At 59.7% G+C, this 26,736-nt stretch carries 24 protein-coding genes; 12 read left to right on the forward strand and 12 right to left on the reverse strand.

Going from position 1 to position 26,736, the window contains the following annotated elements; translation table 11 throughout:
• Positions 1-8 precede the first annotated feature (8 nt).
• The 3 genes from AB1805_14930 to tsaD all read left to right on the forward strand — a co-directional run bounded on the left by AB1805_14930 (position 9) and on the right by tsaD (position 3,642).
• Positions 9-1,415 (forward strand): cytochrome c biogenesis protein ResB, encoded by a 1,407-nt coding sequence (locus AB1805_14930; GenBank protein ID MEW5746721.1) that lies wholly within the window; start codon positions 9-11, stop codon positions 1,413-1,415.
• A gap of 21 nt (positions 1,416-1,436) precedes the next feature.
• Positions 1,437-2,519 (forward strand): c-type cytochrome biogenesis protein CcsB, encoded by a 1,083-nt coding sequence (gene ccsB, locus AB1805_14935; GenBank protein ID MEW5746722.1) that lies wholly within the window; start codon positions 1,437-1,439, stop codon positions 2,517-2,519.
• Between the two features lie 121 nt (positions 2,520-2,640).
• Positions 2,641-3,642 carry a tRNA (adenosine(37)-N6)-threonylcarbamoyltransferase complex transferase subunit TsaD gene (gene tsaD / locus AB1805_14940; protein ID MEW5746723.1) on the forward strand — a complete coding sequence of 334 codons (1,002 nt, stop codon included), beginning with the start codon at positions 2,641-2,643 and terminating at the stop codon, positions 3,640-3,642.
• 60 nt (positions 3,643-3,702) lie between these two features.
• On the opposite strand, the gene AB1805_14945 is transcribed toward tsaD, so the two are convergent.
• Positions 3,703-4,716, reverse strand: a complete 1,014-nt coding sequence (locus tag AB1805_14945; protein MEW5746724.1) for a GNAT family N-acetyltransferase — start codon at positions 4,714-4,716, stop codon at positions 3,703-3,705.
• Between the two features lie 138 nt (positions 4,717-4,854).
• Here AB1805_14945 and AB1805_14950 point away from each other — a divergent pair, with 138 nt between their 5' ends.
• Positions 4,855-5,337 (forward strand): metallophosphoesterase, encoded by a 483-nt coding sequence (locus tag AB1805_14950; protein ID MEW5746725.1) that lies wholly within the window; start codon positions 4,855-4,857, stop codon positions 5,335-5,337.
• Positions 5,338-5,365: 28 nt separating this feature from the next.
• Here AB1805_14950 and AB1805_14955 read toward each other — a convergent pair whose 3' ends face one another.
• From AB1805_14955 to AB1805_14965, 3 genes are all read right to left on the reverse strand, one after another.
• Positions 5,366-6,418 carry a serine hydrolase domain-containing protein gene (locus AB1805_14955; GenBank protein ID MEW5746726.1) on the reverse strand — a complete coding sequence of 351 codons (1,053 nt, stop codon included), beginning with the start codon at positions 6,416-6,418 and terminating at the stop codon, positions 5,366-5,368.
• 134 nt (positions 6,419-6,552) lie between these two features.
• Positions 6,553-7,935, reverse strand: a complete 1,383-nt coding sequence (locus AB1805_14960) for an MBL fold metallo-hydrolase (GenBank protein ID MEW5746727.1) — start codon at positions 7,933-7,935, stop codon at positions 6,553-6,555.
• On the reverse strand, positions 7,932-8,846 hold the full coding sequence (locus AB1805_14965; protein ID MEW5746728.1) for a radical SAM protein: 915 nt from the start codon (positions 8,844-8,846) through the stop codon (positions 7,932-7,934). The genes AB1805_14960 and AB1805_14965 overlap by 4 nt, the downstream gene beginning before the upstream one ends.
• Before the next feature lie 135 nt (positions 8,847-8,981).
• On the opposite strand from AB1805_14965, the gene AB1805_14970 reads away from it, so the two are divergent.
• The 3 genes from AB1805_14970 to AB1805_14980 are packed head-to-tail and all read left to right on the forward strand — an operon-like array spanning position 8,982 to position 11,072.
• A complete protein-coding gene (locus tag AB1805_14970; protein MEW5746729.1) occupies positions 8,982-9,278 on the forward strand; it encodes a hypothetical protein in 297 nt (98 codons plus the stop codon).
• A 2-nt stretch (positions 9,279-9,280) separates the two neighbouring features.
• Positions 9,281-10,117 (forward strand): HDOD domain-containing protein, encoded by an 837-nt coding sequence (locus AB1805_14975; protein MEW5746730.1) that lies wholly within the window; start codon positions 9,281-9,283, stop codon positions 10,115-10,117.
• A 13-nt stretch (positions 10,118-10,130) separates the two neighbouring features.
• Positions 10,131-11,072, forward strand: coding sequence for a diguanylate cyclase (locus AB1805_14980; protein ID MEW5746731.1), 942 nt, complete (start codon positions 10,131-10,133; stop codon positions 11,070-11,072).
• On the opposite strand, the gene AB1805_14985 is transcribed toward AB1805_14980, so the two are convergent.
• The 4 genes from AB1805_14985 to aroC form a co-directional block, all read right to left on the reverse strand.
• Positions 11,069-11,344 carry a cell division protein ZapA gene (locus tag AB1805_14985; GenBank protein ID MEW5746732.1) on the reverse strand — a complete coding sequence of 92 codons (276 nt, stop codon included), beginning with the start codon at positions 11,342-11,344 and terminating at the stop codon, positions 11,069-11,071. The two genes, AB1805_14980 and AB1805_14985, sit on opposite strands and share 4 nt — an antisense overlap.
• A 9-nt stretch (positions 11,345-11,353) precedes the next feature.
• Positions 11,354-11,569 (reverse strand): cell division protein ZapB, encoded by a 216-nt coding sequence (zapB, locus tag AB1805_14990; GenBank protein ID MEW5746733.1) that lies wholly within the window; start codon positions 11,567-11,569, stop codon positions 11,354-11,356.
• A gap of 117 nt (positions 11,570-11,686) precedes the next feature.
• The gene (locus tag AB1805_14995) at positions 11,687-13,699 is read right to left on the reverse strand and encodes a transglycosylase SLT domain-containing protein (protein ID MEW5746734.1); all 2,013 of its coding nucleotides are present in this window, start codon (positions 13,697-13,699) and stop codon (positions 11,687-11,689) included.
• 30 nt (positions 13,700-13,729) lie between these two features.
• The gene (gene aroC, locus AB1805_15000) at positions 13,730-14,956 is read right to left on the reverse strand and encodes a chorismate synthase (protein ID MEW5746735.1); all 1,227 of its coding nucleotides are present in this window, start codon (positions 14,954-14,956) and stop codon (positions 13,730-13,732) included.
• A 215-nt stretch (positions 14,957-15,171) separates the two neighbouring features.
• Between aroC and glgB the strand changes: the two genes are divergently transcribed.
• On the forward strand, positions 15,172-17,382 hold the full coding sequence (glgB, locus tag AB1805_15005; protein ID MEW5746736.1) for a 1,4-alpha-glucan branching protein GlgB: 2,211 nt from the start codon (positions 15,172-15,174) through the stop codon (positions 17,380-17,382).
• A 16-nt stretch (positions 17,383-17,398) separates the two neighbouring features.
• Here glgB and AB1805_15010 read toward each other — a convergent pair whose 3' ends face one another.
• The 3 genes from AB1805_15010 to AB1805_15020 form a co-directional block, all read right to left on the reverse strand.
• Positions 17,399-17,860, reverse strand: a complete 462-nt coding sequence (locus AB1805_15010) for a hypothetical protein (GenBank protein ID MEW5746737.1) — start codon at positions 17,858-17,860, stop codon at positions 17,399-17,401.
• A 9-nt stretch (positions 17,861-17,869) separates the two neighbouring features.
• Complete coding sequence (locus AB1805_15015) at positions 17,870-19,048, reverse strand: PilT/PilU family type 4a pilus ATPase (protein ID MEW5746738.1); 1,179 nt, start codon at positions 19,046-19,048, stop codon at positions 17,870-17,872.
• An 85-nt stretch (positions 19,049-19,133) separates the two neighbouring features.
• Positions 19,134-20,207: a type IV pilus twitching motility protein PilT gene (locus tag AB1805_15020; GenBank protein ID MEW5746739.1), complete on the reverse strand. Its 1,074-nt coding sequence runs from the start codon at positions 20,205-20,207 to the stop codon at positions 19,134-19,136.
• 222 nt (positions 20,208-20,429) lie between these two features.
• Here AB1805_15020 and secA point away from each other — a divergent pair, with 222 nt between their 5' ends.
• Positions 20,430-23,102 (forward strand): preprotein translocase subunit SecA, encoded by a 2,673-nt coding sequence (gene secA / locus AB1805_15025; GenBank protein ID MEW5746740.1) that lies wholly within the window; start codon positions 20,430-20,432, stop codon positions 23,100-23,102.
• A gap of 282 nt (positions 23,103-23,384) precedes the next feature.
• Here secA and AB1805_15030 read toward each other — a convergent pair whose 3' ends face one another.
• Positions 23,385-23,756, reverse strand: coding sequence for a DUF1622 domain-containing protein (locus AB1805_15030; protein MEW5746741.1), 372 nt, complete (start codon positions 23,754-23,756; stop codon positions 23,385-23,387).
• A 1,100-nt stretch (positions 23,757-24,856) separates the two neighbouring features.
• Here AB1805_15030 and AB1805_15035 point away from each other — a divergent pair.
• The 3 genes from AB1805_15035 (at position 24,857) to AB1805_15045 (ending at position 26,727) form a co-directional block, all read left to right on the forward strand.
• The gene (locus AB1805_15035; protein MEW5746742.1) at positions 24,857-25,279 is read left to right on the forward strand and encodes a hypothetical protein; all 423 of its coding nucleotides are present in this window, start codon (positions 24,857-24,859) and stop codon (positions 25,277-25,279) included.
• 86 nt (positions 25,280-25,365) lie between these two features.
• Entirely contained in the window at positions 25,366-25,758 is a 393-nt protein-coding gene (locus AB1805_15040) for a DUF3568 family protein (protein MEW5746743.1), read from the forward strand.
• Positions 25,759-25,992: 234 nt separating this feature from the next.
• Positions 25,993-26,727, forward strand: a complete 735-nt coding sequence (locus AB1805_15045; protein ID MEW5746744.1) for a molybdopterin-binding protein — start codon at positions 25,993-25,995, stop codon at positions 26,725-26,727.
• The last annotated feature ends 9 nt before the right edge of the window (positions 26,728-26,736 follow it).

The raw sequence follows: 26,736 nt of genomic DNA on the forward strand, positions 1-26,736 counted from the left end.
CGCAGAGCGTGAGTAATGAAAAACAGAACATGTCGTTCGTTGACAGGATATGGAGCTTCTTTTCGTCCATAACCCTTGCCATCGTTGTTTTCACGGTCATTTCTCTTACGTCTATCGTAGGCACTATCCTCGAGCAGGGGGCTGCGCCGGAGCGTAATATCAAGCTGCTCACCAAATTCTTCGGCGAGTCGTCGCCGACGGTCTATCGCATCCTCGATACGCTCGGCTTCACCAATATGTTCCACTCCTGGTGGTTCATCGCGCTGCTCTTTATTTTCGCGGCGAATATCATCGTCTGCTCCCTCGACCGGCTGCCGAAGATTTGGAAACTGACGAAGGAGCCGATCAAGCCCCTTACCCCAGAACAGTTCGCGGTAATGCCTATCAAACGCGAGGCGACGCTCAAGGACAAGCCCGACAAGGCGCGGGAGTCTGTCGAAGCCGCCATGAAAAAGGCGGGCTTTGCCCTCGCTGCCCACCAGGACGAGAACGGGATGCAGCTCTATGCCGAAAAGGGCAGGTACAGCCGCCTCGGCGTCTATGTCACCCATCTCAGCATCCTCTTAATCTTCATCGGCGCGCTTATCGGTGTCTTTTTCGGATTCAATGCATCCCTGAATCTCCTCGAGGGCACGGCCTCCGATGTCGCCTACCGCGGGAGCGCCGAAAAGACGGTGCCGCTGGGGTTTACGATCCGCTGCGATGACTTCAATGTCTCCTTTTATGACAACACGGACACGCCCAAGGCCTTCAACAGCTGGCTGACGGTCATCGAGAACGGCAGAGAGGTGCTGAAGAAGCAGATCGACGTGAACAATCCGCTCAAGTACAAGGGCATCACCTTTTACCAGTCGAGCTACGGTTTCTCTCCGAGCAGGGACTCGCTCTTCGTCTTCAATCTCACCTCTCCCACGGGAAGAACCGAATCGGTCAGCCTCAAGTTCGGCGGCACCTTCTCGATCCCCGGGACCGCGGTGACGGGGCGCATCGTCGATTTCAGCCCGGCCCTCGGGCAGGATCCGTCGGGCAGACTGTTCACCTATGCGGAGATGATGAACAACCCCGCGGTATTCGTGGAGCTCTCCGAAGGCGGGAAGGTCAAGTACAACCAATGGATACTCAAGCGCTATCCCCAGACCTGGAGACTGCCCGACGGCATTGTCGAGTTCGTCGATCTCTGGGGCGCGCAATATACGGGCCTGCAGGTGCGGAGGGACCCCGGCGTCTGGATCGTCTATCTCGGCTGTCTTGTTATGGCCATCGGCCTTTATGCATCGTTTTTCATGAGCCATTCGCGGGTGTGGGTCAGGCTCAGGGAGGAGAAGGGCGCTACCAAGGCCATCTTTGCCGCCTCCACCAACAAGAACAGGCTGTCTTTCGAGCAGAAGATAGACAGGGCAATCAAGAGTCTCTAGGCTTTCAAGGAGGATTTCTTTATGGACAGTTCCCAGTTTTTCGGTATCGCGAGCATCGCCTATATCCTTGCAATGGTTTCGTATATAGCGTATCTCGTCTTCAGGAACGGGACTATCGGCATCATTGCGACGACGATCACCGCCGCAGGTCTGGCGTCCCAGACCATCGCGTTCATCCTGCGCGGCATCGAGTTCCACGGCATCGGGCAGATGGGGTTCATGAGGGCGATTCCGCTGACCAACCTCTATGAATCGCTCGTCTTCTTTGTCTGGTGTCTCATCGGCGGCTATCTCATCATAGAATGGAAGTACAAGAGCCGCTCCTTCGGCGCCTTTATAACGCCCATAGCGGGTATGGCCCTCGCCTTTATCGATATATCGGGGATGGACAAGAGCATCCATCCGCTTATCCCCGCGCTCCAGAGCAACTGGCTCCTGGCCCATGTGACCATGAGCTTCATCGCCTACGCTACATTCGCGATCTCCTTTGCAACGGCGATCATGTACCTCGCCGTTACCACAGACAAGAAGGACGCTTCCTATTCGTTCTGGACCATTACCCTCGGCGTCTTCCTGGCGATCCTGATCGGCATGGGAATCGACTTTCTCGTCTTCCGGGTGGCGGAGAGCTCTCCCGAGGCGTTCATCAAGAGCCATCTCTTCAAGGCGACCTTCAGGAACAGCTCGGGCTTCATCGCGGCGCTCAGCTATGCCGCCGCTGCAGGATTCATCTTCATCGTCTGGAAGTACGGCTCGGCGCTCAAGAGGATCATCACCTCCTTCTCCATCGAACCGGACCTGCTCGACGATCTGACCTACAAGAACATCGCCATCGGTTTTCCCATATTCACCCTCGGCGGCCTCATCTTCGGGGCTATATGGGCTGACCAGGCCTGGGGCAGGTACTGGAGCTGGGACCCGAAGGAGACCTGGTCGCTGATCACCTGGTTCGTCTACGCCTTCTATCTCCATGCCCGGTTCCTGAGGGGATGGCGCGGCGCCAACATCGCGATGGTAGCCGTCGTCGGGTTCATCAGCACGATCTTCACCTATCTCGGCGTCAACCTTCTCCTCAGCGGTCTCCACTCGTACGGAGGGCAATAGGACAAGTGGGAGGCAGGAACGGAGAAGTAGGAGGCAAGGATAAAACTCTTTACCTCTTACCTCTCACCTCTTCCCTCCTATTTTCTGCCTTTTACCGCTCATTTCTCAGTTCTCATTTGTCATGTATATTCTCGGTATAGATACCTCATGTGACGATACCTCGGCGGCGGTGCTCGGCGACGGGGATACGATGCTCTCGAACATCATCTCGTCCCAGACGGAGATCCATAAGAAGTACGGCGGCATCGTCCCGGAGCTCGCCTCGCGACGGCACATAGAGATGATATGGCCCGTCACCGATGAAGCGCTGCATGCGGCAGGGATCACCCTGGAGGCGCTCGATGCGATCGCCGTCTGCCACGGCCCGGGGCTGATCGGCTCGCTGCTCGTCGGGAGCGGCTTTGCGAAGGCGGTCTCCTATGCGCGGCGCATTCCCCTCGTTGCGGTCAATCATCTGGAGGGGCATATCTTCTCGGCTTTTCTCGAAGAGCGGAAGCCGGAGCTCCCTTTCTTATCTCTCATCGCCTCGGGCGGCCATACGAGCCTGTATGTCGTGCATGACTTCGGCAGGTACGAAGAGCTCGGCAGGACCAGGGACGACGCCGCCGGAGAGGCGTACGACAAGATCGCGAAGCTCCTCGGGCTCGGTTATCCCGGCGGGCCGGTAATCGACAGGCTGGCGAAAGAGGGAGACCCCAGGGCCTTCGACTTCCCCCGCGCCTATGTCCCCGAGTCTTTCGATTTCAGCTTCAGCGGGCTCAAGACCGCGGTGAAACTGACGGTCGAAAAGGATCCCGTGCTCCTTGCCGATCAGCGCCGCCTGCGGGATCTCGCGGCCTCTTTCCAGGCAGCGGTCGTCGATGTCCTGGTGAGAAAGGTGGAGTGGGCCATTGCCAAAAAAGGCATGCGGACAGTCACGCTCTCGGGCGGCGTCGCCGCAAACAGCGCACTGCGGACGCGTATGCAGGCGATGGCCGAGGAGCGGGAGGTCGGGCTCTTCCTCCCCTCGATACGCCTCTGCACCGACAACGCCGCCATGATCGCCGCTGCCGGATACCGCAGATTCATCCGGGGCGAACGGGCCGGTATCGACCTGAACCCCAAGGCATACCTTCCGCTGTAAAAGATAGAAGAGCTAAGGCCCTCTCCCCGCTCATTGTGTTAAATACTTTGAAGTTAATGATCACTTATTTTTCTTTATGATGAGCCGGAAGTTGGGCCGGTCCGAGGGGCCCCATAAATATTTGTACTCCTCCCTGCCGCGCAGAAAATCGACCTCCCGTATGCCCTCGTCGATCGCCTCCTCTATTGCCCCCCAGAGGATGAACTTGCCCGGGCTGAGCGGCGCGGTCCCGGGATCGAATCCGCTCAGGTAGCAGTAGAGGCGCCCCCGTGCTGCAAAGGAGTAGAGCGCGGCGATGATCTTTTCCTCCAGTCTGAGCACACGGAGCCTCAGCCAGCCGAGTCCGAGAAATCCTGCCGCCACCTCCCTATGGAACTCCGCGAGGCGCGGATCGGCCAGTACCCCGCTCTGGCCCCGCTGCTCCCAGACGGCGCGGTGCAATCTGAACAGGGCATCGAGAAACACGGAGAGAGTCGCGGCAGTCGCATGCCCGGTGGTGATCTCGCCCCGTTGCCGCAAACCGTTGGCGGTCTTCCTGAGCCGCTTCCTGGAGCGCGCCGTCAGGCGCGAGCGAAAGGCGGCGACGGTCTCGGGCAGCTCCAGGAGGGGGCATACTTCCATAACGGACCGCTCGGCACAGAGACCCGGAGGAGGCACTGCAGCGAGCAGGGGGGACTCCCGGCGGAGCTCCTGGAAATCGCAGAGGTCCCATCGCGACCGCTCCGACAGGAGATGCTCGAAGATCATGCCCGTCCCCGGGGCGGCGAGGCCGGGTTCGAGGATGATATCGAGGTAGTCCGAGATGCCGCTCCCCATCAGCGCTACCCGGTTCTCTCCCTCCTCATGCGTGAAGATGAAGAACGGCGCAATGCCTGCGAGATGTCCCTCGCAGCGGAGCGCGAGCGCGAAGGGCCGGCCATTGCCGAAGTACTTCCACCAGGGCAGAAGCCACTCCGGCGACTGAAAAGGCGTGGCATAAGGACACCGCTCCCATAAGGCCGACCATTCGGGACGGAGCGCCTCGAAGGCGGCGTTATCGGTGATCTCTTCGAGCTCCAGCTGCTGAACGATCATGGCGGTTCTCGTCCGACTCCCCCTCCTCATTCCGTCAGGCACTCTTATATCGATTATAGAGCCGAAAGCGGAACGCTGCAATGAGCGGAAAGGGTATGGTAGAATTCACATTCAACCTGCACCCGTCTGGAGGAACCAATGCTCATCGGAATTATTGCTGACACGCACGACCATCTCGATAACCTGAGAAAGGCGGTCGAGCTCTTCATCGCGCGGAACGTGGAGCGGATCATTCATGCAGGAGATTTCACCTCTCCCTTTACCTGGCGGGTGCTCAAGCATTTCCCGGGAGAGATCACCGGGGTCTTCGGGAACAACGACGGCGAGCGGGTCCTGCTGAAGAAGCTCTACCAGGAGAGAATCTATACGCAGCCGTACGTTGTGACCCTTCATGACCGCCGTATCGTGGTGATGCATGAGCCCGATGTGGTGGACGCCCTTGCCGACAGCGGCCACTTCGATCTCGTCGTATACGGGCACACGCACGAGCCGGTCATGAAGAGAGTGAAGAATACGCTGGTCGTGAACCCCGGAGAAGCCTGCGGTTGGCTCTACGGGAGGCCGACGGTGGCGGTCGTCGATCTCGGGCGCATGGAGGGAGAGATCGTCGCGCTGTCCTGAGCGTTCGACAAGAAGGCAGGAGCGTTTTTCAGTCAGGGGCGGTGAGATTGCTGCATATGATCCAAGCGATATGCTCCGCTTGCCGCGTCTCCTCCCCATCGGTGAATGCGACAACTGTCAGAGGGTATCTTCCTGTGCGGAAATGAAAGGCTGCGGCGGAGCAGCCCGGGCCCGAGCCGGTGTGGCCATACAGCGGGCCGCAGGGGGATTCGGCGATCATCAGGCCGAGACCGTACCCTGGGTCGATAAACATCGGATGGGATGCGGCGCTCCCGACCGGGACCTTCTCGCACATGCGATCGAGGAGGACAGAAGGAAAGAGCCTGCCTGCAAAGAGCGAATGACAGAAGATCGAGACCTCCGCAGCGGTCGATGCAACGACCCCCGCAGGAATCCAGCCGGGATCATAGGAGGAGCGGACCTCCTTCGCCTCCCCGTCTCCGCCGAGATAGGGGCTCGGGCCGAAGGTGAGATCTCCCAGATCGGCGGGAGTCTCCGGAACAGCGGTATTGCAGAGCCCGAGCGGATCGAAAATCTCGCCCTTGAGCACCGCGCCGTAGCTCGCGCCGCGCACGGTCTCGATGAGGCGGCGGAGCAGCATATAGCCGATATTCGAGTAGTGCCAGCCGTGGCCGGGCTCGAAGAGGAGCCTCTCTGCATGGGTGCGCGCCAGGAATTCATCGAACGTCCACGGCCTCTCTCCGCGGCGAACTGCAGTATGGTATTCGGCAAGGTCGCCGTAGTCGGGAAGTCCGCTCGTATGCTGCAGGCACTGGCGCACGGTGATACGGTCGCCATGCGGTATGTCCGGCACCCAGCGTCCTATCGGCGCATCCAGCTGCAGCTCCCCCGAAGCAACGAGCCTCAGCACCGCGGCAGCGGTGAAGGTCTTCGAGATGCTGTAGGCCGGGAAGCGGGCTTGTGCGGTGAAGAGAGAAGCTGTCTCCAGCTCGGAGCGTGAGGCGACAAAGGCGAGCAGGCTCGACTCGTAACGGGCGGCGATCGATGCTGCCCGCGCTGAACGCACGCCCTGTTCGCGGTCGAGATAGGACTGCACTTGTTTGATCGCAGGAATTCGCACTGGTATACAAGACCCCCCGCATGGCTCAGCCGGGAAATAATGAAGCTCTGCTATTGATTATCGTTGGTTCGGGGATTCTCTTGAATAAGGCGAGGAGGGCGGCGGCATCGGCAGGCCTTTTCTATGGGGACTTTTCAGATAGTGAAGCTCTGCCCTTTGTAGGGAACATGGGTGACGAAGCCGAACCGCTCCTCGACCGCTGCTTTAAAATCGAGGGAGACCTCCTCCTCTCCATGGACGATAAAGACTTCGGGGCTGGTCGCGAAGGCGCCGAGCCACTCCAGGAGTCCTTGCCGGTCTGCATGGGCAGAGAAGCCGCCGATGGTATGGATGCGGGCCCTTACCGCGATATCCTCTCCGAAGATGCGGACCGATCGGGCGCCTTCGACGATCTCCCTGCCGAGCGTCCCCCGGGCCTGGAAGCCCACGAAGATGACGCTGCATTCAGGCCGGCCGAGGTTATGCTTGAGGTGGTGCCTGATCCTGCCGCCGTCGCACATGCCGCTCCCCGCGATGATGACTGCTCCCGACCGGAGGCTGTTCAGCTTCATCGACTCCTCTACCGTCGTGGTGAAATGCAGAGACAGGGCGCGGTCCGCTCCCCGCTGCAGCTGCTGGAGCGACTCCTCGTCGAAGTAGTCGGGATGGGCGAGGTACACCCGCGTCGCTTCAGCCGCGAGCGGGCTGTCGACGTAGACGTCGAGACGCTTCAGGCGGCCCTCTCCGACGAGACGGTTGAGCGTGTAGAGGAGGTCCTGGGTCCTGCCGACCGCAAAGGAGGGGATGAGGACATTGCCTCCCCGGTGCAGCGTCGTTGTTATCGCCTCCACCAGTTCGTCGATGCTCTCCTCCATATTTTTGTGCAGACGATTGCCGTAGGTCGACTCCATGACCACATAGTCCGCCTCCTCCGTTGGCTGGGGGTCGCGCACAATGGGGCTCCCTTTCTTCCCGATATCGCCGGAGAAGACGATCTTCCTTTCGACGGGGCTGTCCTGGTACCAGAGCTCGAGCGTCCCCGAGCCGAGGATATGTCCGGCATCGAGAAAGCGGTATCTGACGTTCTTGCCGATGCGCTCGATCTTTCCGTACGTCGTTCTCTGGAAGAGACCCACCGCGCGGGCCACGTCATCGGGCGTATAGAGCGGCGTGAAGGTGATCGCTGCGCCCGCCGTGAGCGCTTTCTTCGAGAACCATTCGGCATCGCTCACTTGTATATGGGCGGAATCGTAGAGCATGATCTCGGCGAGATCGGCAGTAGCGGCGGTGGTGATGATCGGTCCGGAGAAGCCCTCCTTGACGAGGCGGGGCAGCAGACCCGCATGGTCGATATGGGCATGGGTCAGGAAGAGAGCGTCGATCTCCTGAGGAGCGAAGGGGAAGGCGACCCTGTTCAGCTCATCCGCATGGTCGCCCTGCTGCATGCCGCAATCGACGAGGAGCTGCACTTCCCCGCTGCGGAGATGGAAACAGGTCCCCGTAACCATCCGTGCGCCGCCTGCAAAGGTGAGCCTCATACGGTCACTCCGTCGATCCGCCGCAGTCCCGCATCGAGTGCTGCACGCACCGCCTCGTCATACTCCTCCCTGGTGATCCTGCGGTCCAGGGGAGGATGCCCGAACGCGTGGTAGGCGGGATGGTACTGATCCATGATATTGATATAGGTGTCCTTCGATATCTCCTCGGCAATGAAGCGGACGACCTTGCGTGTGCCCGCTATCCCGCCGGGAAGGACGAGATGTCTCACGAGGAGGCCCCTTACGGCGATGCCCCGCTCGTCGATGACGAGGTCGCCCACCTGGCGGTGCATCTCCTTGACGGCGGCCCCGGCTACCTGGGGATAATCTTTGACCAGGGAGTATCTGCTCCCTGCTTCGGGGTCGGCATACTTGAAATCGGGCATGTAGATATCGATAATGCCGTCCAGGATGCGCAGCGCTTCGAGCGGCTCATACCCGCCGCAGTTGTAGACGAGGGGGAGTTTGAGCCCCCGCTCGATGGCGATGGCGACGGAGCGGAGGATCATCGGCATCTGGTGGGTCGGGGTGACGAGATTGATGTTATGACACCCCTCTTCCTGGAGCTCGAGCATGACTTCCGCAAGCCGCTCAAAAGACAGCTCGCTTCCGCTGCAGACATGGCTGATATCCCAGTTCTGGCAGAAGATGCAGCCCAGGTTGCAGTTGGCGAAAAAGATGGCGCCGGAGCCGGACCTGCCCACCAGGGGCCGCTCCTCGCCGAAATGGGGGCCCCAGCTGGCGACGAGCGGCTTCGTGCCCGTCCTGCAGGCGCCGAGCTCTCCTGCGGTGCGATCGATGGTGCAGAGGCGACGGCAGAGGGTGCACTGCTCCAGCATCGCTTCGGCGGCGGCGACCCGGTTCCCGATTTCGGTCCGGGAGAGCGTTGCATAGGCGGCGGTAAAGACCATTTTCTCCATTATAGCCCAAGAGGCACGGCACCGTATACACCCCGTCAGCAGTGCGCGGCAAGGCCAATTTGCTCTGTATTTCCCCTATGATATAATGTCCGGGAAAAAACCGCCGATAATACTTAAGGAGGCATAGTGCTTAAACTTTCCGTCGATAAGCTGAAACCGGGGATGAAGGTGGGCAAACCCGTTGTGAACGAGAGCGGCATGATCCTCTTCGGCGCCGGTACCGTACTGACCGATGTCCTGATCGAGCGGCTCTCCAATATGAGCATCGGCAGCATCCTCGTAGAAGGCACGCCCAAACAGGAGAAGACGAAGGAGGAGCTCCTCGTCGAGCTCGATGCGCGATTCAGCAAGACCGAGAACGAACCGTATATGAAGACGCTGAAGCAGTACTTCAGAGAGCACATAGAGGGGACCGCGTCGTAACGATGGATGTCCAGGCCCTTCGCGCCCAGATAGAGACGATAGACACCCTCCCGACGATCCCGAGCGTTCTCCGGAAGCTCCTGGCGGTCATCGAGAAGCCGAAGATCTCGATCAACGAGATCGGCAGCTTCATCGTCAACGATCCTGTCCTCACCTCGCGGGTGCTCAAGGTGGTCAACTCCCCGATCTACGGATTCCCGGGCCGGATATCGTCGGTGAACCAGGCCCTCATCCTCCTCGGCCTGAATGTGGTGCGGGGCATGCTGCTCGGCGTCTCGGTCTTCGAGGCCATGCAGAAGACGATGGTGGGGCTCTGGGAGCATTCGCTCGGCTGCGCCATCACCTCCCGTCTCATTGCGAAGAAGAAAGGCCTCAGCGAGCCCGAGGAGGTCTCGGTGGCCGCGCTGCTCCATGACATCGGGAAGGTGGTGCTGGGGCTGAAGTTCCCGGAGGAGTACCGGACGATCATGGCCGAGACCGAGGCAAAAGGACTCTTCATCTTCGAGGCGGAAAGGGGCGTCTTCGGCATCAACCATGCCGATGCAGGCGCCTGGGTGGCCCAGAAATGGAATTTTCCGAAGAGCCTCGTCGAAGTGATCGAGTACCACCACAAGCCCCAGCTCTCGAAGAGCGTGCCGCTCCAGACGGCGATCGTGCACCTTGCGGATATCCTCATACGGGCCCGCGGATTCGGGTTTGCCGGCGATCACTTCGTGCCTGCCGTCAACCCCTCGGTCTGGCAGGACCTCGCCCTCTCCAACGACGATATGCGAGAAATACTGAAGGAGATGGAGGAGTCGCTCGCGCAGGCGGAGGACTTCCTCATCTCCGATGAATAGGTCCGGTGAATAGATGAGGACCGCGGTCCTGATCACCAGGGATATCGTCCTGACCACGCTCGTCCAGCGGATGCTCAAGGACGCCTGCCGGATCATCACCTTTTCCAACCTGCAGTCGTCGCTCGACCACCTTTACAACGCCATACCCGACATTCTCATCATCGACATCACCAAGGACGACCGGATGAGCGCCACCATCCTGAACGAGCTCAAGGCCGATCCCATCTTCGGCCAGATGCCGGTGCTCGCGGTCTTCCCCGATGACTTTGCGATCCCCCGCTGGGACTCTCTCTCCGTCGACGACTACGTCAGCAGGGCGGAGCTCGAGAGCAGGCTGCCGGTGCGGTTCGATCTCTGCGTGCAGCGGGCGGAGCGGATGGTGGAGGTGAACCCCCTGACGAGGCTGCCGGGCAATATCACGATCATCAAGCAGATACAGCGGCGGCTCGACAGCGGCGATCTCTTCGCGCTCGCCTATGCGGACCTTGACTTCTTCAAGCCCTTCAACGACCGCTACGGGTTCACCCGCGGGGACGAGGTGCTCAAGATGCTCGGCCGGCTCATTCTCAACACGGTCAAGGACCGGCAGCCCTACGGCAGTTTTGTCGGACATATCGGCGGCGACGACTTCGTCTTCATCATGGACTTCGAGCCTGTCGAGGATGCGGCGGCGCGGATCACCGGCTACTTTGACCGCATCATCCCGACCTTCTACGATCCCGAAGACCGTGTCAAGGGCTATATCGAGTCGATCGACCGCGAAGGCAGCAGGAAGATATTCCCCCTCATGGGGCTCTCGATCGGCATCACCCATACAAAGCTGAAGACCTTCTCCCACTACGGGGAGATAGCGGAAGTCGCTGCGGAGATGAAGAGGTACGCGAAGACCATCGGCGGCAGCTGCTACCGCATCGATAAGCGGCAGAATACCGGGGGGGAGCGGCGTGCCGGCTAATCGAAGAGCCGTATGATCGTGTCCGCCTTGTCCTCGATTGTCTTGAGGTTCTGGGCGACGGCGTTGTACTCCCGCTTCACTTTCTGCAGCTCGTCGGCGAGGGTGAGCGCGGCGAGAATCGAGGCCTTGAGCGGCGTGATGTGGGGAGAGCCGGCATACACCTCTTTGAGCTTCCTGTCTACCAGCTCGGCGAGCTCCCTGATATACTCGGGGGACTCGTCGCCCTTCACCACATACTTCTGCCCCAGGATATAGACCTCGACGCTGCCCATGGCCGAGGGTTATCTCACCTCGATGGCTTCGAGCTCGGTGAAGAGGTTCTCGATCTGCGCCTTGATGGAGGTCTTTTCGGCAGCGAGTTTTTCGATCTCCTGCTCTCTCGATCTGAGCATGCCTTCAAGCTCGTCCACTCTCTTCTGGAGAGCGGTCTTTTCCTCTTTCAGGGTCTTGATCTTGTCTATGGCAAAGGATATCTTCTCCTCGAACGTCTTGAACATGTCCACAACAGCCTCCTCGTTTCTTCATGCGTACTCTGCTCGCAGCGACGGCGGGGTCCTGCGGGCATCACGGCAGGTAACATGATACACAATTCAGCCGGGAAAAATAAAGCGACCCTAGAGATTTCCCAGACGGTTACGGCTCGCCGAGAGGTCGCCGTCGGCGCTGCGACGCAGGTACTCGAAGTAGGTGGTCATGACCTTCTTGACGTAGTCGCGGGTCTCGTCGTAGGGGATATCCTCGATGAATTCGTCGATGGTCTTGTAGGTCCCCTTGCCGAGCCAGTCGTTGACCGCGTCCTCCCCGCCGTTGTACGCCGCGAGGGCGAGGGGAATGGAGCCCATCTTGTTCACCAGGTGGCTGAGATAGTAGGCGCCGAGCTGAATGTTGACCGTGGGGTCGTACAGATCGGACGATTGCGAAAGCCGCACCCCGGCGTTCCTGTTGAGCTGCCGCGCCGTCTGGGGCATCAGCTGCATCAGTCCCAGGGCGCCGGCGATGGAGCGCGCATCGGGAGCGAACCGCGACTCCTCGCGCATCACCGAGAGGACCAGGTAGGGGTCGATGCCCCTCGCGCGCGCCGCCTCTTCCACCTCGGGCCAGTAGGCGACGGGATAGAAGAAGGCGTGGAGGTCCTCGCGGTAGGGCACCTTCGCGATAGTGCTCATCGACATTTTATAATTGCCCAGCTCCTTGAGCGAAGCGCTGACCGCGATGAGGTCGCCCGGCGCGGGATTCTTTTTCGCGGCATGGAGGAGCTCCGCCACCGCCTCCTGCCTGAACCCCAGCTTCGCCAGCAGGTCGATACGCTCGGCATGGGCCGGGGGCAGCGAGGGATTCAGTGCGGCATTCCCGGTATCCGGCCGGTCAGCCGCTTTGATACCCGGCAGCCGCTGTTTGCCCCGAACGAGGGAGAGGAAGGAGTAGAAGGTGTGGCGCGGGCTCTCCTGCCTGGCGAGCGATACTTTTACGGGCTCCGGCGTCTGCTCCGGGGCAGGACCGGCCAGCAGCTCCCTCGACTTATCTCTCCAGTAAGCATATTTTGCATCGCCGTAGGTCGCGGCGAGCTGCGATAATATTTTTAACGCGCTCTCGTAATCCCGGGAGAGGTAATGGGTCCAGCCGATCGCCCAGAGGGTCTCTTCTTTTGCAGCGGGATACTGCGCAAGCACCGAATTGAAGAGGGCGAGGGCCTCCTCGATCTTTCCCTCCCGCCGTTTCTTCGTCCCGTAGGCGAGGAGCACCGTCGCAAGGCGCTTGTCTCCCGTCCTGGTCAGCGCAGGCAGCTCGGCCTGGAGCGTATCGATCTCTCCGGCACGGTAGAGCGACCGCGCTCTCCAGTAGTCGCTGCTGATCTGCTTGTACAGCTCGGCAGCCTCCTTGTACCGCTTCTGCCTGAAGAGGGAGAGGGCGAGACCCTCGAGAATATCGCTCCTGAACTGCTGCGTGTCTTTCCGCAGGGCCTCTCTGAATATCCTCTCCGACTCCTCGAAGAGCCACGCGGTGTTGAGGGCCTTGCCGCGCTTGACCATATCCTCGACCGTCAGATCGGCGGGAGAGAGCTCGGCAAGGGCGCGGGACGACAGGGGGCAGACGGTGATATAGATCTCCTTGAAGAGCGGCTTCGCCTTCTGGAGCTCGTTGTTCTCCTTGAGGAAGGTCGCGTAGGCGAACTTTACCTCCGTGTTGGACGGATGGTCCTTGATGAAGCTCTCGAAGAGCTTCGCCGTCGAGGCGTCCTTCCGCTTCCGGGAGAGCTCGATCTCCCGTATTCTCACCTGCTTGAGCAGCGGCGATTCTTTATACCGCTCCCTGATTGTCTTCAGATCGGCGAGGGCGCGGCCGGTGTCTTCCGATTTCTCGTACGCCGAGGAGCGCCAGAGGAGTGCATAGTCGCCGAGGGCCGGCGCCTTCTCATACGCGGCGCCGAGCAAGGCGATCGCCTTCTCGTACTCTCCTTTATCCAGGCTGCGTTTGCCTGCAGCGAGAGGGTGATCGGGCTCGGCAGCAGAGGCGGGCGCAGTGCCGCCCTTCGGTGATTCGGTTGCCGCGCAAAGGGGATCGATCAACGCCATGATCGCGACGAGAAGGGCGAAAAGCAGTAATCCTCTGTAATTCTTATCCGTCATAAGCACGACCCTGCGCACGAAAAAAATCGCTCAAAAGGCTCCAAGGTATTCTTTATACGCGGCGGCATTCCTCTTCGTCTCATGCACGCTGTCGCCCCCGAACTTTTCGAGGAGCGCATCGGCAATGACCAGGGCCGCCATCGCTTCCGCAATGACCGCAGCAGCAGGAACCGCACAGGTATCGGAACGCTCATAGGCCGCTTCGAAGGGTTCCTTGGTCTCTATATCGACCGAACGGAGCGCTTTCTTCAGCGTCGGGATCGGCTTCATCGCTGCCCTGATTATGACAGGCATCCCGTTGGTGATGCCGCCTTCGATCCCGCCCGCATGGTTCGTCGTCCGGTAGAAGCCCGGGGCGTCTTTTCCCCGGTGCTGATGGCCGGCTGCTGATGGCTGACTGCTATAGAAGATCTCGTCCATGACCTCGGAGCCGAACCGTCCCGCCATATCGAATCCGTCGCCGATCTCGACCCCCTTAATCGCCTGAATGCCCATGAGCGCCTGGGCAAGCCGGCTGTCGAGCCGCTTATCCCACTGGATATGGCTCCCGAGGCCGGGCGGTGCTCCGGCTGCAACGACTTCGAAGACTCCCCCCAGGGTGTCGCCGTTGCGCGCGGCCCGGTCGATGAGCTCGACCATTGCACGGGAGGCCGCTTCATCGGGACAGCGGACAGGAGAGGCGTCTATGCGTTCGAGATCGCTTTCCGGAGAGAAACGGGAACGGATATCGTCGAGCGATGTCCTGCTCATGCCCGCGCTGCCGATCTGGATAACATAGCTGCCGACGGTAACGCCGAACTCGGCGAGCAGCCGCTTCGCCACGGCGCCGAGGGCCACCTTGATCGCCGTCTCCCGCGCGCTCGAGCGCTCGAGGATGTTGCGCAGGTCACGGTGGCTGTATTTCAGGGCGCCGGCGAGATCGGCATGGCCGGGCCGGGGCCTGGTGACCGGCGCGAGAGACCCCTCGTGCGCCGTATCTGCGGACATGCCGTCCTGCCAGTTCTTCCAATCCCTGTTCTCGACGAGGAGGGCGAGGGGCGAGCCGAGGGTCCTTCCCCATCTGACACCGGCCAGTATTTCGGCGCGGTCCTGCTCGATCTTCATCCGTCCGCCGCGGCCGTGCCCGCCCTGCCGCCGCTTCAGCTCCTTGTCGATATCCCCGGCAGCAAGGGGGAGCCCGGCGGGAATCCCTTCGAGGATCCCTACCAGCCCTTTGCCGTGCGATTCTCCTGCGGTAAGCAATCTGAGCTTATACATACGGTGGTAGTAAAGAATACCTTGAAAACGCCGGCATCGTCAATGAGCGTTGTCCGGGGTGCTTGTCGAGGTGCCTGCCTAAGGTGCTTGTATGAGGAAAGGGGAGGGGGCATGAAAGGGATGAAAATTTTTGTGCTATACTTTTCTAAGAACTGTCGGTCCAACGATGTTTTCTTCCGTACAAGGCCTTTATCCTAACGAGCAGGTGATGAACTATGGAGACGATGCAGATTGACCGGAGCCTGGAAGAATTGGTCAGAGGCGAGTACAGCAACCCGTTCGAGCTCCTCGGCATACACCCCTTCAACGGGCGGTCTCTCATCCGCGCGTTCATGCCCGAAGCAAGAGAGGCATGGGTCGTTATAGTCGAGGGAGAGCGCTCCGGGCAGACGGTCCCGATGCAGAGAGTGCTCGACGAAGGGCTCTACGAGGCGGTCGTCGATAAGGACACGCGGCCCCTGGGGTATAAGATCAGGACCGTCACCCGCTGGGACGAGGTGCGGGAGTTTTACGACCCCTATGCCTTTTCCCCGGTGCTGACCGATTTCGATCTGCACCTGATCGGCGAGGGCACGCACTACCAGAATTACGAAAAGCTCGGGGCGCATCCCCGCGAGGTCAACGGCATAGCAGGCGTCCACTTCGCTGTCTGGGCCCCCAATGCGCGGCGCATGAGCGTTATCGGCGACTTCAACGGGTGGGACGGCAGGCGGCATCCCATGCGGCCCCTCGGTTCGTCCGGGATCTGGGAGCTCTTCATTCCCGGGCTCGGGGAGGGCCTGGGCTATAAATTCGAGGTCCTCTCGCGGTATCACGGATACAAGGAGCAGAAGGTGGATCCCTTCGCCTTCTTTTTCGAGGTCCGCCCCAAAACCGCTGCCATTGTCTACGATATCGAAAACAAATATACCTGGCGGGACGACGCCTGGGTTGCGGCGAGGGAGAAGAAGAACTGGTTCGAAGCGCCGGTCTCGATCTACGAGGTCCACCTCGGCTCGTGGATGCGCGCTCCGGAAGAGGGGAACCGCTTTCTCACGTACCGCGAGCTGGCCGAGCGGCTGATCCCGCATGTCAAGAGACTCGGGTTCACCCATATCGAGCTCCTCCCGGTCTCGGAACATCCGCTCGACGCCTCCTGGGGATACCAGACGATCGGGTATTTCGCGCCCACGAGCAGGTTCGGCGCTCCCGCGGACTTCATGTATTTTGTCGACGAGTGCCACCAGAACGGCATCGGCGTTCTGGTGGACTGGGTTCCCGCGCACTTCCCCAAGGACGCGCACGGCCTCGCCTTCTTCGACGGCACCTGCCTCTACGAGCATGAGGACCCGCGAAAGGGCGAGCATAGGGAGTGGGGTACGCTTGTCTTCAACTACGGAAGGAACGAGGTGCGGAATTACCTCATCTCGAACGCGCTCTTCTGGCTCGACAAGTACCACATCGACGGGCTGCGGGTCGATGCCGTCGCCTCCATGCTCTACCTCGACTATTCCCGCAAGCACGGAGAGTGGGTCCCCAATATCTACGGCGGCAACGAGAACCTCGAGGCGATCGACTTCCTCAAGCACTTCAACGAGGTGGTCCATTACTACCACCCCGGCGTGCTCACCGTAGCGGAAGAGTCGACCGCCTGGGGCGGGGTCTCGAAGCCCACCTACCTCGGCGGCCTCGGCTTCAGCATGAAGTGGAATATGGGCTGGATGCACGACACCCTCGATTACTTCTCGAAAGAGCCGGTCCACCGGAAGTACCATACCAACAATCTTACCTTCAGCATGATCTATGCGTTTACCGAAAACTTCGTGCTCCCCTTCTCGCACGACGAGGTCGTTTACGGCAAGCGGTCGATGCTGAGCAAGATGCCGGGCGACCTGTGGCAGAAGTTCGCCAACCTCAGGGCGCTCTACGGCTATATGTACGGCCATCCCGGCAAAAAGATGCTCTTCATGGGCGGTGAATTCGGGCAGTGGGACGAGTGGAATTTCGATACCAGTCTCGACTGGCACCTCGTCCAGTACGAGCCGCACCAGAAGCTCATGGACTATCTCTACAATCTCAACCGCCTCTACCGCACCGAGCCTGCGCTGTACGAGGTCTGCCACGACTGGCGGGGCTTCGAGTGGATCGACTTCCACGACCACGACAACAGCGTCCTTTCGTTCATCAGGCGGGCGAAGGATCCCGACGACTTTCTCGTCTTTGTCTTCAATCTTACGCCGGTGCCGCGGCCGGGCTATCGTATCGGCGTGCCGCGGCCGGGCTACTATCAGGAGCTGCTGAACAGCGATTCCACCTATTACGGGGGATCGGATATGGGCAACGGCGGAGGCGTGACCGCGGAGGAGATCTCGTCGCACGAGCGGTTTCCTTGCTCTCTGAACCTTACGCTGCCGCCGCTCTCGGCATTGATCTTCAAGCCCCGCTAGAGAAGGGCGTGACGAGCTACTGTTTTCCCATCTTCTCCAGGCTCTCTTTGTGTACCTTGTAGAAGTGGACGTGGTCTTCTATCGCTTTCCATAGGACGGCCTTGATCGCAGGAGCGTCTTTCTCGTTTATCACGACATCGACGCTCCTGACGAAAGCGGTCATCGCGTCCTGGGTCTTGAGATGCGGGCCGACGAGGGCGACGATGAGGCGCCGTCGTGTCGCCATGGGCATGCCCTTCAGGTGCCGGTAGACGGCGTTGTCCTCCGGTGACGCGCCTGCGAACGTCTCGCTGAGGACCACGATCTCATACTGGTTGAACTTGAGCCATTCCAGCGCCTCGGCAGCGGTACTCGCGGTCTCGACATGGTATCCCAGTCCTTTGATCGCCTCGGTGGTGCTCTTGTTCACCTCGGCGCCCTCTGCGCACACCAGCGCGCTCCCTGCTTTCACGCCGAAGTCTCCTGCGCCTGTTTCCATAAACGCCCCCTATTTTGTCTTCATCCGTAGAGTGTAGTCCTTATCCATCTTCAGCCCCTCGATCGGGGTCGTCTTCTCTCCCTTGGCGCTCTTGATCATATCGATGCCCCTGCCGACGACCGGCTTCTTCGAGGCATAGGCGAGGGCGGTCTCTTCGGTGATCAGCCCGTCCTGGTACAGCTTTATGATCGCCTTGTCGAAGGTCTGCATACCGAAGGCCTCGCCGGCCTCGATGATCTCGTAGAAGGTCTTTCCCTCGGCCTCACCGTTCAGGATTGACTCTTTCACCCTGAGGTTCGTCTTCATGATCTCGACGACGGCTATTCTTCCGCCGCCGACCTTGGGCAGGAGCCGCTGGCTCACCACCCACCGTATGGTGTCGGCGAGGCGGATGCGGATCTGCTTCTCCTCCTCCTGTTCGAACATGCCGGCGATCCTGTTGACCGTCTGCCCTGCATCGATGGTATGCAGGGTAGAGAGGACGAGGTGTCCCGTCTCTGCTGCGGAAAGGCCTATCTCGACGGTCTCCCGGTCTCTCATCTCTCCGACGAGCACTACCTTGGGAGCCTGGCGGAGCGCTGCTCTCAGGCCGTTGGCGAACGTATCGAAGTCGATGCCCATTTCGCGCTGGTTGAAGGTCGCCTTCTGGTGCGGGTGCGCGAACTCGACGGGGTCTTCGAGGGTGATGACATGAACCGACTTGTTCTCGTTGATGATCCTGAGCACCGCGGCCAGGGTCGACGATTTACCGCTCCCCGTGGCTCCGGTCACCAGCACCAGGCCGTTCTTCTCTTCGGCGATCTGGCCGAGCACCTCGGGAATCCGCAGGTCCGCGAGGGTAGGGATATCCGTGGAGAGCTTTCTGAGCACGATCGAATAGGAGCCGCGCTGCGAAAATATGTTGACCCTGAAGCGCGCCTTTCCGGGCAGCAGATAGGAGAGGTCGCACGATCCCTCCCTGATCAGCGTCTCGGTGAGCCGGCGGTCTGAATTGATCAGGTTCATCGCGATGATCTCGGTCTGGAAAGGGGTGAGGGTATCGAGCGCGGCCTCTTTGAAGCTGACCGGCACCAGCTGCCCCGCTGCCTCGACCTGCGGCGGCTTGCCGACCGTAAAGTTGAGGTCAGAGACATTATCGCTGCTGTCGAGCATGGTGCTCAGCAGGTAATCGAGCTCAGGTCTTCTCATGGTTCCTCCTCTTTCCTTGATGAACTGTTCAAACCGTTCAAGCTGTTTAAACCGTTTGAACCGCTTAAACGGCTTAAACGGTCCGTTAAAATTCCGGCGGCGGTTCTTTCAGGAACTGGACGAACTTCTGTTTATCGATTGCCTTGTCATACGCGTCTTCGGGACTGATCCTTTTTTTCTGGAGGAGCTCCATGATGGCGTCGTCCAGCGTCTGCATGCCGAATTTCTTCCCGGTCTGCATTGCCGAGGGGAGCTGATGGGTCTTCGATTCCCTGATGAGGTTCGAGACCGCGTAGGTGACGACGAGGATCTCGAGCGCGGCGCACCGTCCCTTCTTGTCGATGCGTTTGAAGAGGTTCTGCGCGATAACGCCCTTCAGGGACTCCGACAGGGTCGTCCTGATCTGCGCCTGCTGATTTGCAGGGAAGACATCCACCACCCTGTCGACGGTCTTCGGCGCGCTCGTCGTGTGCAGGGTGCCGAAGACGAGATGGCCGGTCGAGGCAGCCTCGAGCGCGAGCTGGATCGTTTCGAGGTCCCGCATTTCACCCACGAGGATGATGTCGGGGTCCTCGCGGAGCGCTCCCCTGAGCGCGGCAGAGAAGGATTTCGTATGGGTCCCGAGCTCCCGGTGGTTGACGATGCAGCCCTGGCTTTTGTGCACGAACTCGATCGGGTCTTCGACGGTGATGATGTGGTCTTTCCGCATCTTGTTGGCGTAGTCGATGATCGCCGCGAGCGTCGTCGACTTACCGCTTCCGGTAGGTCCCGTAACCAGCACCAGCCCCTTCTGGAGCATCGCGAACTTCTTGCATACCGGCGGCAGCCCCAGCTGCTCGGTGGTCAGGATCTCGCTCGGGATCTCCCTGAAGACCGCCCCGACACCGTATTTCTGCATGAAGAAGTTCGCCCGATACCGGGCCAGGCCGGGGATCTCGTAGCCGAAGTCGACATCTCCGGTCTCCTCGAAGGTCTTTATCTTGTCTTCAGGGGCGATCTCGTAGAGCATCGCTTTCAGATCGTCGTTGTCGAGGGGGTTATAGTCGATCCGCTCCATCTCGCCGCGGATCCGGAGGATCGGCTGGGAGCCCGAGACCATATGCAGGTCAGAGGCCCCCTGCTCGTGCATGAGTTGAAAAAACGCATCAATTTTGGCCATGGCGCCCTCCTGTCAGCTCTTGTTGTGCGGCGGTGACGCAGTCGCTCCGGCTTGTCACATAGCAGCAATGACACAATATGCCCGATACTACTTATTTTCGGACGAAACCGGAAAAGGTTTAATGGGGGAGAAAGGCAGAATCCAGAATTCTGGATTCTGAAAACAGCGCTCCTTCGCTTGCATAAATTCCCTCTCGCTGTTAGTATAAAAGAGGGTGAAATTATCATGGTAAATATACTTAAAAAGATATTCGGTACGAAGAACGAGCGTGAGCTCAAACGCCTGTTCGACAACGTCGATCAGGTAAATTCCCTCGAGCCGTCCGTTGCCGCGCTGAGCGATGAACAGCTCAAGGGAAAGACGGAGGAATTCAGGAGCAGGCTCGAGTCGGGAGCGTCTCTCGACGCCCTGCTGAGCGAGGCCTTTGCCGTCGTCCGGGAGGCGGGAAAGCGCCTCATGAAGATGCGGCATTTCGATGTCCAGCTCATCGGCGGCATGGCGCTCCACGAAGGGAAGATCGCCGAGATGAAGACCGGCGAGGGAAAGACCCTTGTGGCGACGCTCCCGGTCTACCTGAACGCCCTCGACGGCAGGGGAGTGCATGTCATTACGGTGAACGACTACCTGGCCAAGAGAGACGCCCAGTGGATGGGAACGCTCTACCACTTCCTGGGTCTCTCGGTCGGCGTCATCCAGCACGACAGCTCCTTTCTTTACGACCCGACATATGTGACCCTCGACAAGCGCTACAACCATCTCAGGCCCTGCACGCGGCAGGAGGCGTATCGCGCCGATATAACCTACGGCACCAACAACGAGTTCGGGTTCGATTATCTCAGGGACAACATGAAGTACGATATCGCCGACTACTGCCAGCGGGAGCTGAACTACGCGATCGTGGACGAGGTCGACAGCATTCTCATCGACGAGGCGAGGACGCCGCTCATCATCTCCGGCCCCTCCGAGGAGTCTACGGACAAGTACTTCAAGGTGAACAGGATCATCCCGCAGTTCAAGCCCGACGAGGACTTCAAGATCGACGAGAAGCTCAAGAACGCGGTCCTCACCGAGTCGGGCAGCGCCAAGGTGGAGCGGCTCATCGGGGTGGGCAACCTCTACGATCCGACGAACATCGAGCTGGTCCACCACGTGCTCCAGGCCCTGCGCGCGCACCATCTCTTCAAGCGCGATGTCGATTACGTCGTCAAGGACGGCGAGGTGGTCATCGTCGATGAATTCACCGGCCGGCTCATGCCGGGCAGACGGTGGAGCGACGGGCTGCACCAGGCGATCGAAGCGAAGGAGGGCGTCAAGATCGCGAGCGAGAACCAGACGCTCGCCACGATCACCTTCCAGAACTACTTCAGGATGTACAACAAGCTCGCCGGCATGACCGGTACGGCGGATACGGAAGCGGAAGAGTTCGCGAAGATCTACAACCTGGATGTCCTGGTCATCCCGACGAACAAGGCGATGGTCCGCCTCGATCATCCCGATATGATCTACAAGAACGAGAAGGCGAAATTCAACGCGGTCATCAACGATATCGAGGCCTGCCATGCGAAGGGCCAGCCGGTGCTCGTGGGCACCACCTCGATCGAGAAGTCGGAGCTCCTGAGCCACCTCCTGAAGAAGCGGGGCATAAAGCATGCGGTGCTGAATGCGAAGTACCACGAACGGGAGGCCGAGATCGTCGCCCAGACCGGGCGGCTCGGCGCGGTCACCATCGCCACCAACATGGCGGGACGGGGCACCGATATCGTCCTGGGCGGCAATCCCGACGGCCTTGCCCGCGAGTATGTGAAGGACAAGCCGGAGTATACGGAAGAGGACTTCGCCGCTGCGTATGAGAGAGCGAAAGAGGTCTGCGGAAAGGAGCGGGGGCAGGTCGTCGCTGCAGGCGGGCTGCACATTGTCGGCACCGAGCGCCACGAGGCCCGGCGTATCGACAACCAGCTCCGGGGGAGATCGGGCCGGCAGGGAGACCCCGGCTCGTCGCGGTTCTATCTCTCGCTCGAAGACGACCTGATGCGGATCTTCGGCTCCGACCGGATAACGGGCCTGATGAACCTCCTCAAGATGGAAGAGGATATCCCCATCGAGAACAAGATGGTCACGAAGGCGATCGAGAATTCCCAGAAGAGGGTCGAGGCCCACAACTTCGATATCAGGAAGCACCTGCTCGAGTACGACGATGTCATGAACAAGCAGCGGCAGGAGATCTATTCGTTCAGGCGCGAGATCCTTGAGCGGCCGTCGCTGCGGGACAAGATCTTCGAGATGATCGAAGACGAAGTGGCAGCGCTCCTCGAGGTCTACTGCCCTGCGAACAGCGGGTACGATGCCTGGGACCTGAACGGTCTCCGCGACGCGCTCTACGGCACCTTCTCCCTTTCCCTGGAGCTGAAGGATTCCGGCGGGCTCGACGAGCTCGAGAAGACGATCGTCAGCCGCGTCAAGGAGCTCTACGAGCAGAAGGAGCAGGAGGCGGGCGCCGAGATCATGCGCTACATGGAGAAGGTGATTCTCCTGCAGATCGTCGATACGCAGTGGAAAGACCACCTGCTCGGCATCGACCATATCAAAGAAGGCATCGGCCTGCGGGGGTACGCCCAGAGAGACCCCCTCGTGGAATACAAGAAAGAGGCATTCGAGCTCTTTGCCGATATGTCGCAGCGCATCAACGCGGAGGTGCTGATGCGGCTCTTCCGGGTCCAGGTGCGCCAGGAGAGCGAAACCGAGGTCAGGCAGCGCTCACAGCAGCGGCTTATCTTCAACAGGAGCGACGGGGACGGAGCGAGGCAGCCGGCGCATGCGGGCAAGAAGGTGGGAAGGAACGATCCCTGCCCCTGCGGAAGCGGGAAGAAGCACAAGAAGTGCTGCGGGGTCGCCTGATACGGCGAAGTTCCCCCTTCTAGAAACGTTCTGATCTAAGCGGCGTTCTTTTGAGGCAGGATAGAAAAAATGGACACCAAAGTTGAGTAAAATACAGAGTACAAAGACGGAGGTGTCACAAGAGTATGGGCAAGAGAGGGATACCGCAAGGGAAGTACACGAAGGAGTTTCGAGAGGGAGCGGTGGAGCTGGTTTGGAGGGGGCATGTCAAGAATCTTGTGTAAATGCCTTTTCGTAATATTCATGGAAGTGATATGACAGGTCGTGTAAAGTACATTCCGCTTAGGATATGTCGTGCTCTTTGCTTTCTTCGGTACCGCCCTGCCACGGCCATCGCCCCGTCATTTCTACCTCGAGCGTAAAGCTCAGAAAGGTCCTTATCAGCACAATGATCCCCAGCACCCCGACGCTGCGGAAAGAGGGCTCGACGGCAACTGTAGTGATGATATCCGCGGCAACCAGGAATTCCAGGCCCAGGAGAATTCCCCGGCCGAGCAGGCGGCGGTAGGCCGAAAAAACCTCGCGGCCTCGGGCTGTTCTTGCCATGAGCGCCGCTCTGAGCGTTGCGTAAAGCGCTCCGGCGGCGATAACGCCGATGCCGAGCGCTTCGAGCGCTCTTGCCGTGACCTCTGCGAAGAGCTCTATGGAAATCATCAAACGAGCCTCTGCCGGAGATTACGCTGGGGGCAATCCAGAACCCGTCCTCTTTTGTTCAGTGCTTAACAGATAATCAAAGTGCATTCAACACAAATACCATGAACGAGAAGACGACAACGAGGCCCACGTCTATCGCCCAACGGACAAGCGAACCCCCTCGAGCTCCCGAAGCTCCCCCACAAGCATAGCGATTTTATCGGACGGCACCGTCACCTGGACCTGTCGGGGCATCTCTCTTCTTGCAGAACGGTTGGCGATTAATTATGGAACGCTGAGGAGGCAAACCAGCTCGGCTCTATTCATGAGCGCCTTTCAGAACCGCGCTGCCCGGGGCGGCGCTCTCGTCCTGTGCCATCGGCAATGGCCTTAGTTGATAGTAATAGTATAAAGCCGCTTCATGAATACGTAAAGACAGGGACATCCCGCCGATAATGAAAAAGAGCGCAAGTGAGGATGCCTATCTCTTCGGACAACCGGCTGGTGATGGTGCTCAACGGTAGTCGCACGTGCGCAACGCGGCGCCGGGCGGCTCAGACCTTCGGCGTCGGCGTCTTCGGCACCCCTGGAGGCCGCGGCGGTTTCTGCGGGGGCCGCGGGGGCACGCCGGGAGGTTTGGGGGGTGTTGCAGCGGCTTTGGATGTGCTCACTTTTCTGGGCATATTCCCTCCTTTCTTATTCGGAATACTACACCGTAATTGAACGCCCTCCCTACTTATCACTTATCAATCGATCTTCACACAGTCAAGCGAAAAATGCGAGCTTGTCCGAGCTTGGGCTTTGGGGGCGTGAGTGCCGGGATACCACTGTATCCGGAGTATTGTCAGCGGGGATGGACATGTTGCACCTACTAAGGATCTATGCAAAACTTTAACAAGGGGAAAAGTCTTACCTCTGTTGTGGTGTTTCTCCCCTTTCGTAGTGACTCTGGCGGCAACTGCCGCTCTCGTACTCACTCAATGCTGTATTCCTCAATGGCACGAGCGCCATTCAAATCAAAACCATTTTTTCCAAAGCGTCAGGAGGCCTCCATGATATCAGTTCTCCTTCAAAAGAACCGCAGCCGTTTGGCATTTCTGCGTATCGTATTATCTTCATCAGTGGCGCTGTTTATTGTTCTGTTGTTTGCCGGATCTGCTGCTCCGGGACAGGCAGGCCGGGGCAGTGGTCAGACAGCAACTCAAGGGCAGAAGCAGGTCGAGTACGGACCTCCCGAGCGGCTCATCGGGACATGGATGAGCAACGAGCCTGTGGATGTGGATCAGCCGGGGTCGGCGCGGATCAAGGTAAGCTTTCGGGAGGAAGGAAAGGTACGCGTAGTGGCATGGTCCACGCTTCCCCTCGTAGGGAAGGTCAAGACGACCAAAGGACCCTATCACGTCAAAAATAACGAGATTATTTCGAAGGCCATCAGGGGAGGCACTGCCGTCAGGTACTGGTTCGAAGACGGGCAGCTCGCGATCGAGTATAAACCGGGGCAGGTCGTCCGCTTCCATCGGGTGGATGACAAGGGCGGGGAATAAAAAGCAGAACATCTTGGAAATGCTGCGCATACCGGTATCGTCAGTTTAGCGCCGTGTATCCGCGGCTGAAAGAGAGGATGACGCTCATGAAAACGGCAGGAACAATAGTAGCGGCGCTTGCAGTCGTGATACTTGCGCTGCAGGGATGCGCGGGATTGGTAGCCGGAGGCGCGGCCGGCGCTGCGGCGGCGACGTACGTGCAGGGGAACTATGAAACTGCATACTCGGCCCCCCTGGACCGCACCTGGGGCGCCACGCTGAACACCTTAAGAGCAATGAACATGACCGTGACCGAGACCGAGAAGAGCCTTTCAGAGGCGTCCGTTGAGGCACGCATGCAGGATGGTACCGATGTGAACGTCACCCTCACGAGGTCGAGCCCCACCGTAACTGCGGCGAGCATTCGCGTAGGGCTGATCGGTGACGAGGAGGCCTCACGGATGATCAGCAGGCGGATAGAGGAGCGGCTGGCGGGGTAGGGACAAGGGGCTGACGCAAGGAGGGGGCAGGGGGAACGGTCAGCTCCCCCTCTGAATGGCCCTGCCCCTGCCCCTGCCCCTGCCAAGGATAAGGCTGTCTTATTTAAAACCTTACCCCCCAAAGAGAACTTCGTTCAACTTACACCTCCCTGTCGTCGTTTTGATGCGCTTGCCCTGGGGTATCGTGGGGCTGGAGGGACGATGCCGCATCTATGGTAAAATCCATGAGAAGCCATGGAACGTACGGCAGGCGTCATTATCATCGGCGATGAAATATTGTCCGGCATGATCCAGGATACCAACTCCTTTTTCGTGACAGGGGAGCTGCGCCGGATCGGCATCGCGCTGCGCCGCATTGCGGTTATCGGGGACGATATCGATACCATCGCGGATGAAGTTGCCGCGTTCTCGTCGCGGTTCGATTATGTCATTACCTCGGGCGGCATCGGGCCGACCCATGACGACGTGACCATAGCGGGGATCGCGAAGGCCTTCGGCGTCGCGGTCGTGATCGATACGCACCTGCGCGCTTTCCTCGAGCGGCACTACAGCGGGACGCCCACCCCCGAGCAGCTGAGAATGGCGGAGGCGCCGGAGGGCGCATCGGTTATCCAGGATACGACGATAGGCCTTCCGCTCATCGTCTTCAGGAATATCTATATCCTCCCCGGCATTCCCGAATATTTCAGGATGAAGGTGACGGTGCTTGCCAGGCTCCTGCACGGCGGAAAGCCGCCCTCGGTCAGGAGGGTGTATGTCACCGAGTACGAATCGAGGATAGCTCCCCTCCTGAACGAGATCGTCAGGGACTTCCCGGCGGTGAAGATAGGCTCCTATCCCGTCGTGGGCCGAAGCGACTATTCGGTCATGGTGACCATGGAATCGTACGATGAGGAAGCGCTCGCTGCGGCGCTCTCCCGGATTACCGGCGGCCTCTCCCGAGACAAGATTCTGCGTGTGGAAGAGTGAGGAGCGGCA

This window comes from Nitrospirota bacterium, from assembly GCA_040752355.1.
GTDB lineage: Bacteria > Nitrospirota > Thermodesulfovibrionia > Thermodesulfovibrionales > Dissulfurispiraceae > JBFMCP01.

What these genes read in the sequence shown, in the direction of transcription:
- ccsB (MEW5746722.1), top strand. Translation starts at nt 1,437, where the DNA reads ATGGACAGTTCCCAGTTTTTCGGTATCGCGAGCATCGCCTATATCCTT.
- tsaD (MEW5746723.1), top strand. Translation starts at nt 2,641, where the DNA reads ATGTATATTCTCGGTATAGATACCTCATGTGACGATACCTCGGCGGCG.
- AB1805_14945 (MEW5746724.1), bottom strand. Translation starts at nt 4,716, where the DNA reads ATGATCGTTCAGCAGCTGGAGCTCGAAGAGATCACCGATAACGCCGCC.
- AB1805_14950 (MEW5746725.1), top strand. Translation starts at nt 4,855, where the DNA reads ATGCTCATCGGAATTATTGCTGACACGCACGACCATCTCGATAACCTG.
- AB1805_14960 (MEW5746727.1), bottom strand. Translation starts at nt 7,935, where the DNA reads ATGAGGCTCACCTTTGCAGGCGGCGCACGGATGGTTACGGGGACCTGT.
- AB1805_14965 (MEW5746728.1), bottom strand. Translation starts at nt 8,846, where the DNA reads ATGGTCTTTACCGCCGCCTATGCAACGCTCTCCCGGACCGAAATCGGG.
- AB1805_14975 (MEW5746730.1), top strand. Translation starts at nt 9,281, where the DNA reads ATGGATGTCCAGGCCCTTCGCGCCCAGATAGAGACGATAGACACCCTC.
- AB1805_14980 (MEW5746731.1), top strand. Translation starts at nt 10,131, where the DNA reads ATGAGGACCGCGGTCCTGATCACCAGGGATATCGTCCTGACCACGCTC.
- AB1805_14985 (MEW5746732.1), bottom strand. Translation starts at nt 11,344, where the DNA reads ATGGGCAGCGTCGAGGTCTATATCCTGGGGCAGAAGTATGTGGTGAAG.
- zapB (MEW5746733.1), bottom strand. Translation starts at nt 11,569, where the DNA reads ATGTTCAAGACGTTCGAGGAGAAGATATCCTTTGCCATAGACAAGATC.
- AB1805_14995 (MEW5746734.1), bottom strand. Translation starts at nt 13,699, where the DNA reads ATGACGGATAAGAATTACAGAGGATTACTGCTTTTCGCCCTTCTCGTC.
- aroC (MEW5746735.1), bottom strand. Translation starts at nt 14,956, where the DNA reads ATGTATAAGCTCAGATTGCTTACCGCAGGAGAATCGCACGGCAAAGGG.
- glgB (MEW5746736.1), top strand. Translation starts at nt 15,172, where the DNA reads ATGGAGACGATGCAGATTGACCGGAGCCTGGAAGAATTGGTCAGAGGC.
- AB1805_15010 (MEW5746737.1), bottom strand. Translation starts at nt 17,860, where the DNA reads ATGGAAACAGGCGCAGGAGACTTCGGCGTGAAAGCAGGGAGCGCGCTG.
- AB1805_15015 (MEW5746738.1), bottom strand. Translation starts at nt 19,048, where the DNA reads ATGAGAAGACCTGAGCTCGATTACCTGCTGAGCACCATGCTCGACAGC.
- AB1805_15020 (MEW5746739.1), bottom strand. Translation starts at nt 20,207, where the DNA reads ATGGCCAAAATTGATGCGTTTTTTCAACTCATGCACGAGCAGGGGGCC.
- AB1805_15030 (MEW5746741.1), bottom strand. Translation starts at nt 23,756, where the DNA reads ATGATTTCCATAGAGCTCTTCGCAGAGGTCACGGCAAGAGCGCTCGAA.
- AB1805_15040 (MEW5746743.1), top strand. Translation starts at nt 25,366, where the DNA reads ATGAAAACGGCAGGAACAATAGTAGCGGCGCTTGCAGTCGTGATACTT.
- AB1805_15045 (MEW5746744.1), top strand. Translation starts at nt 25,993, where the DNA reads ATGGAACGTACGGCAGGCGTCATTATCATCGGCGATGAAATATTGTCC.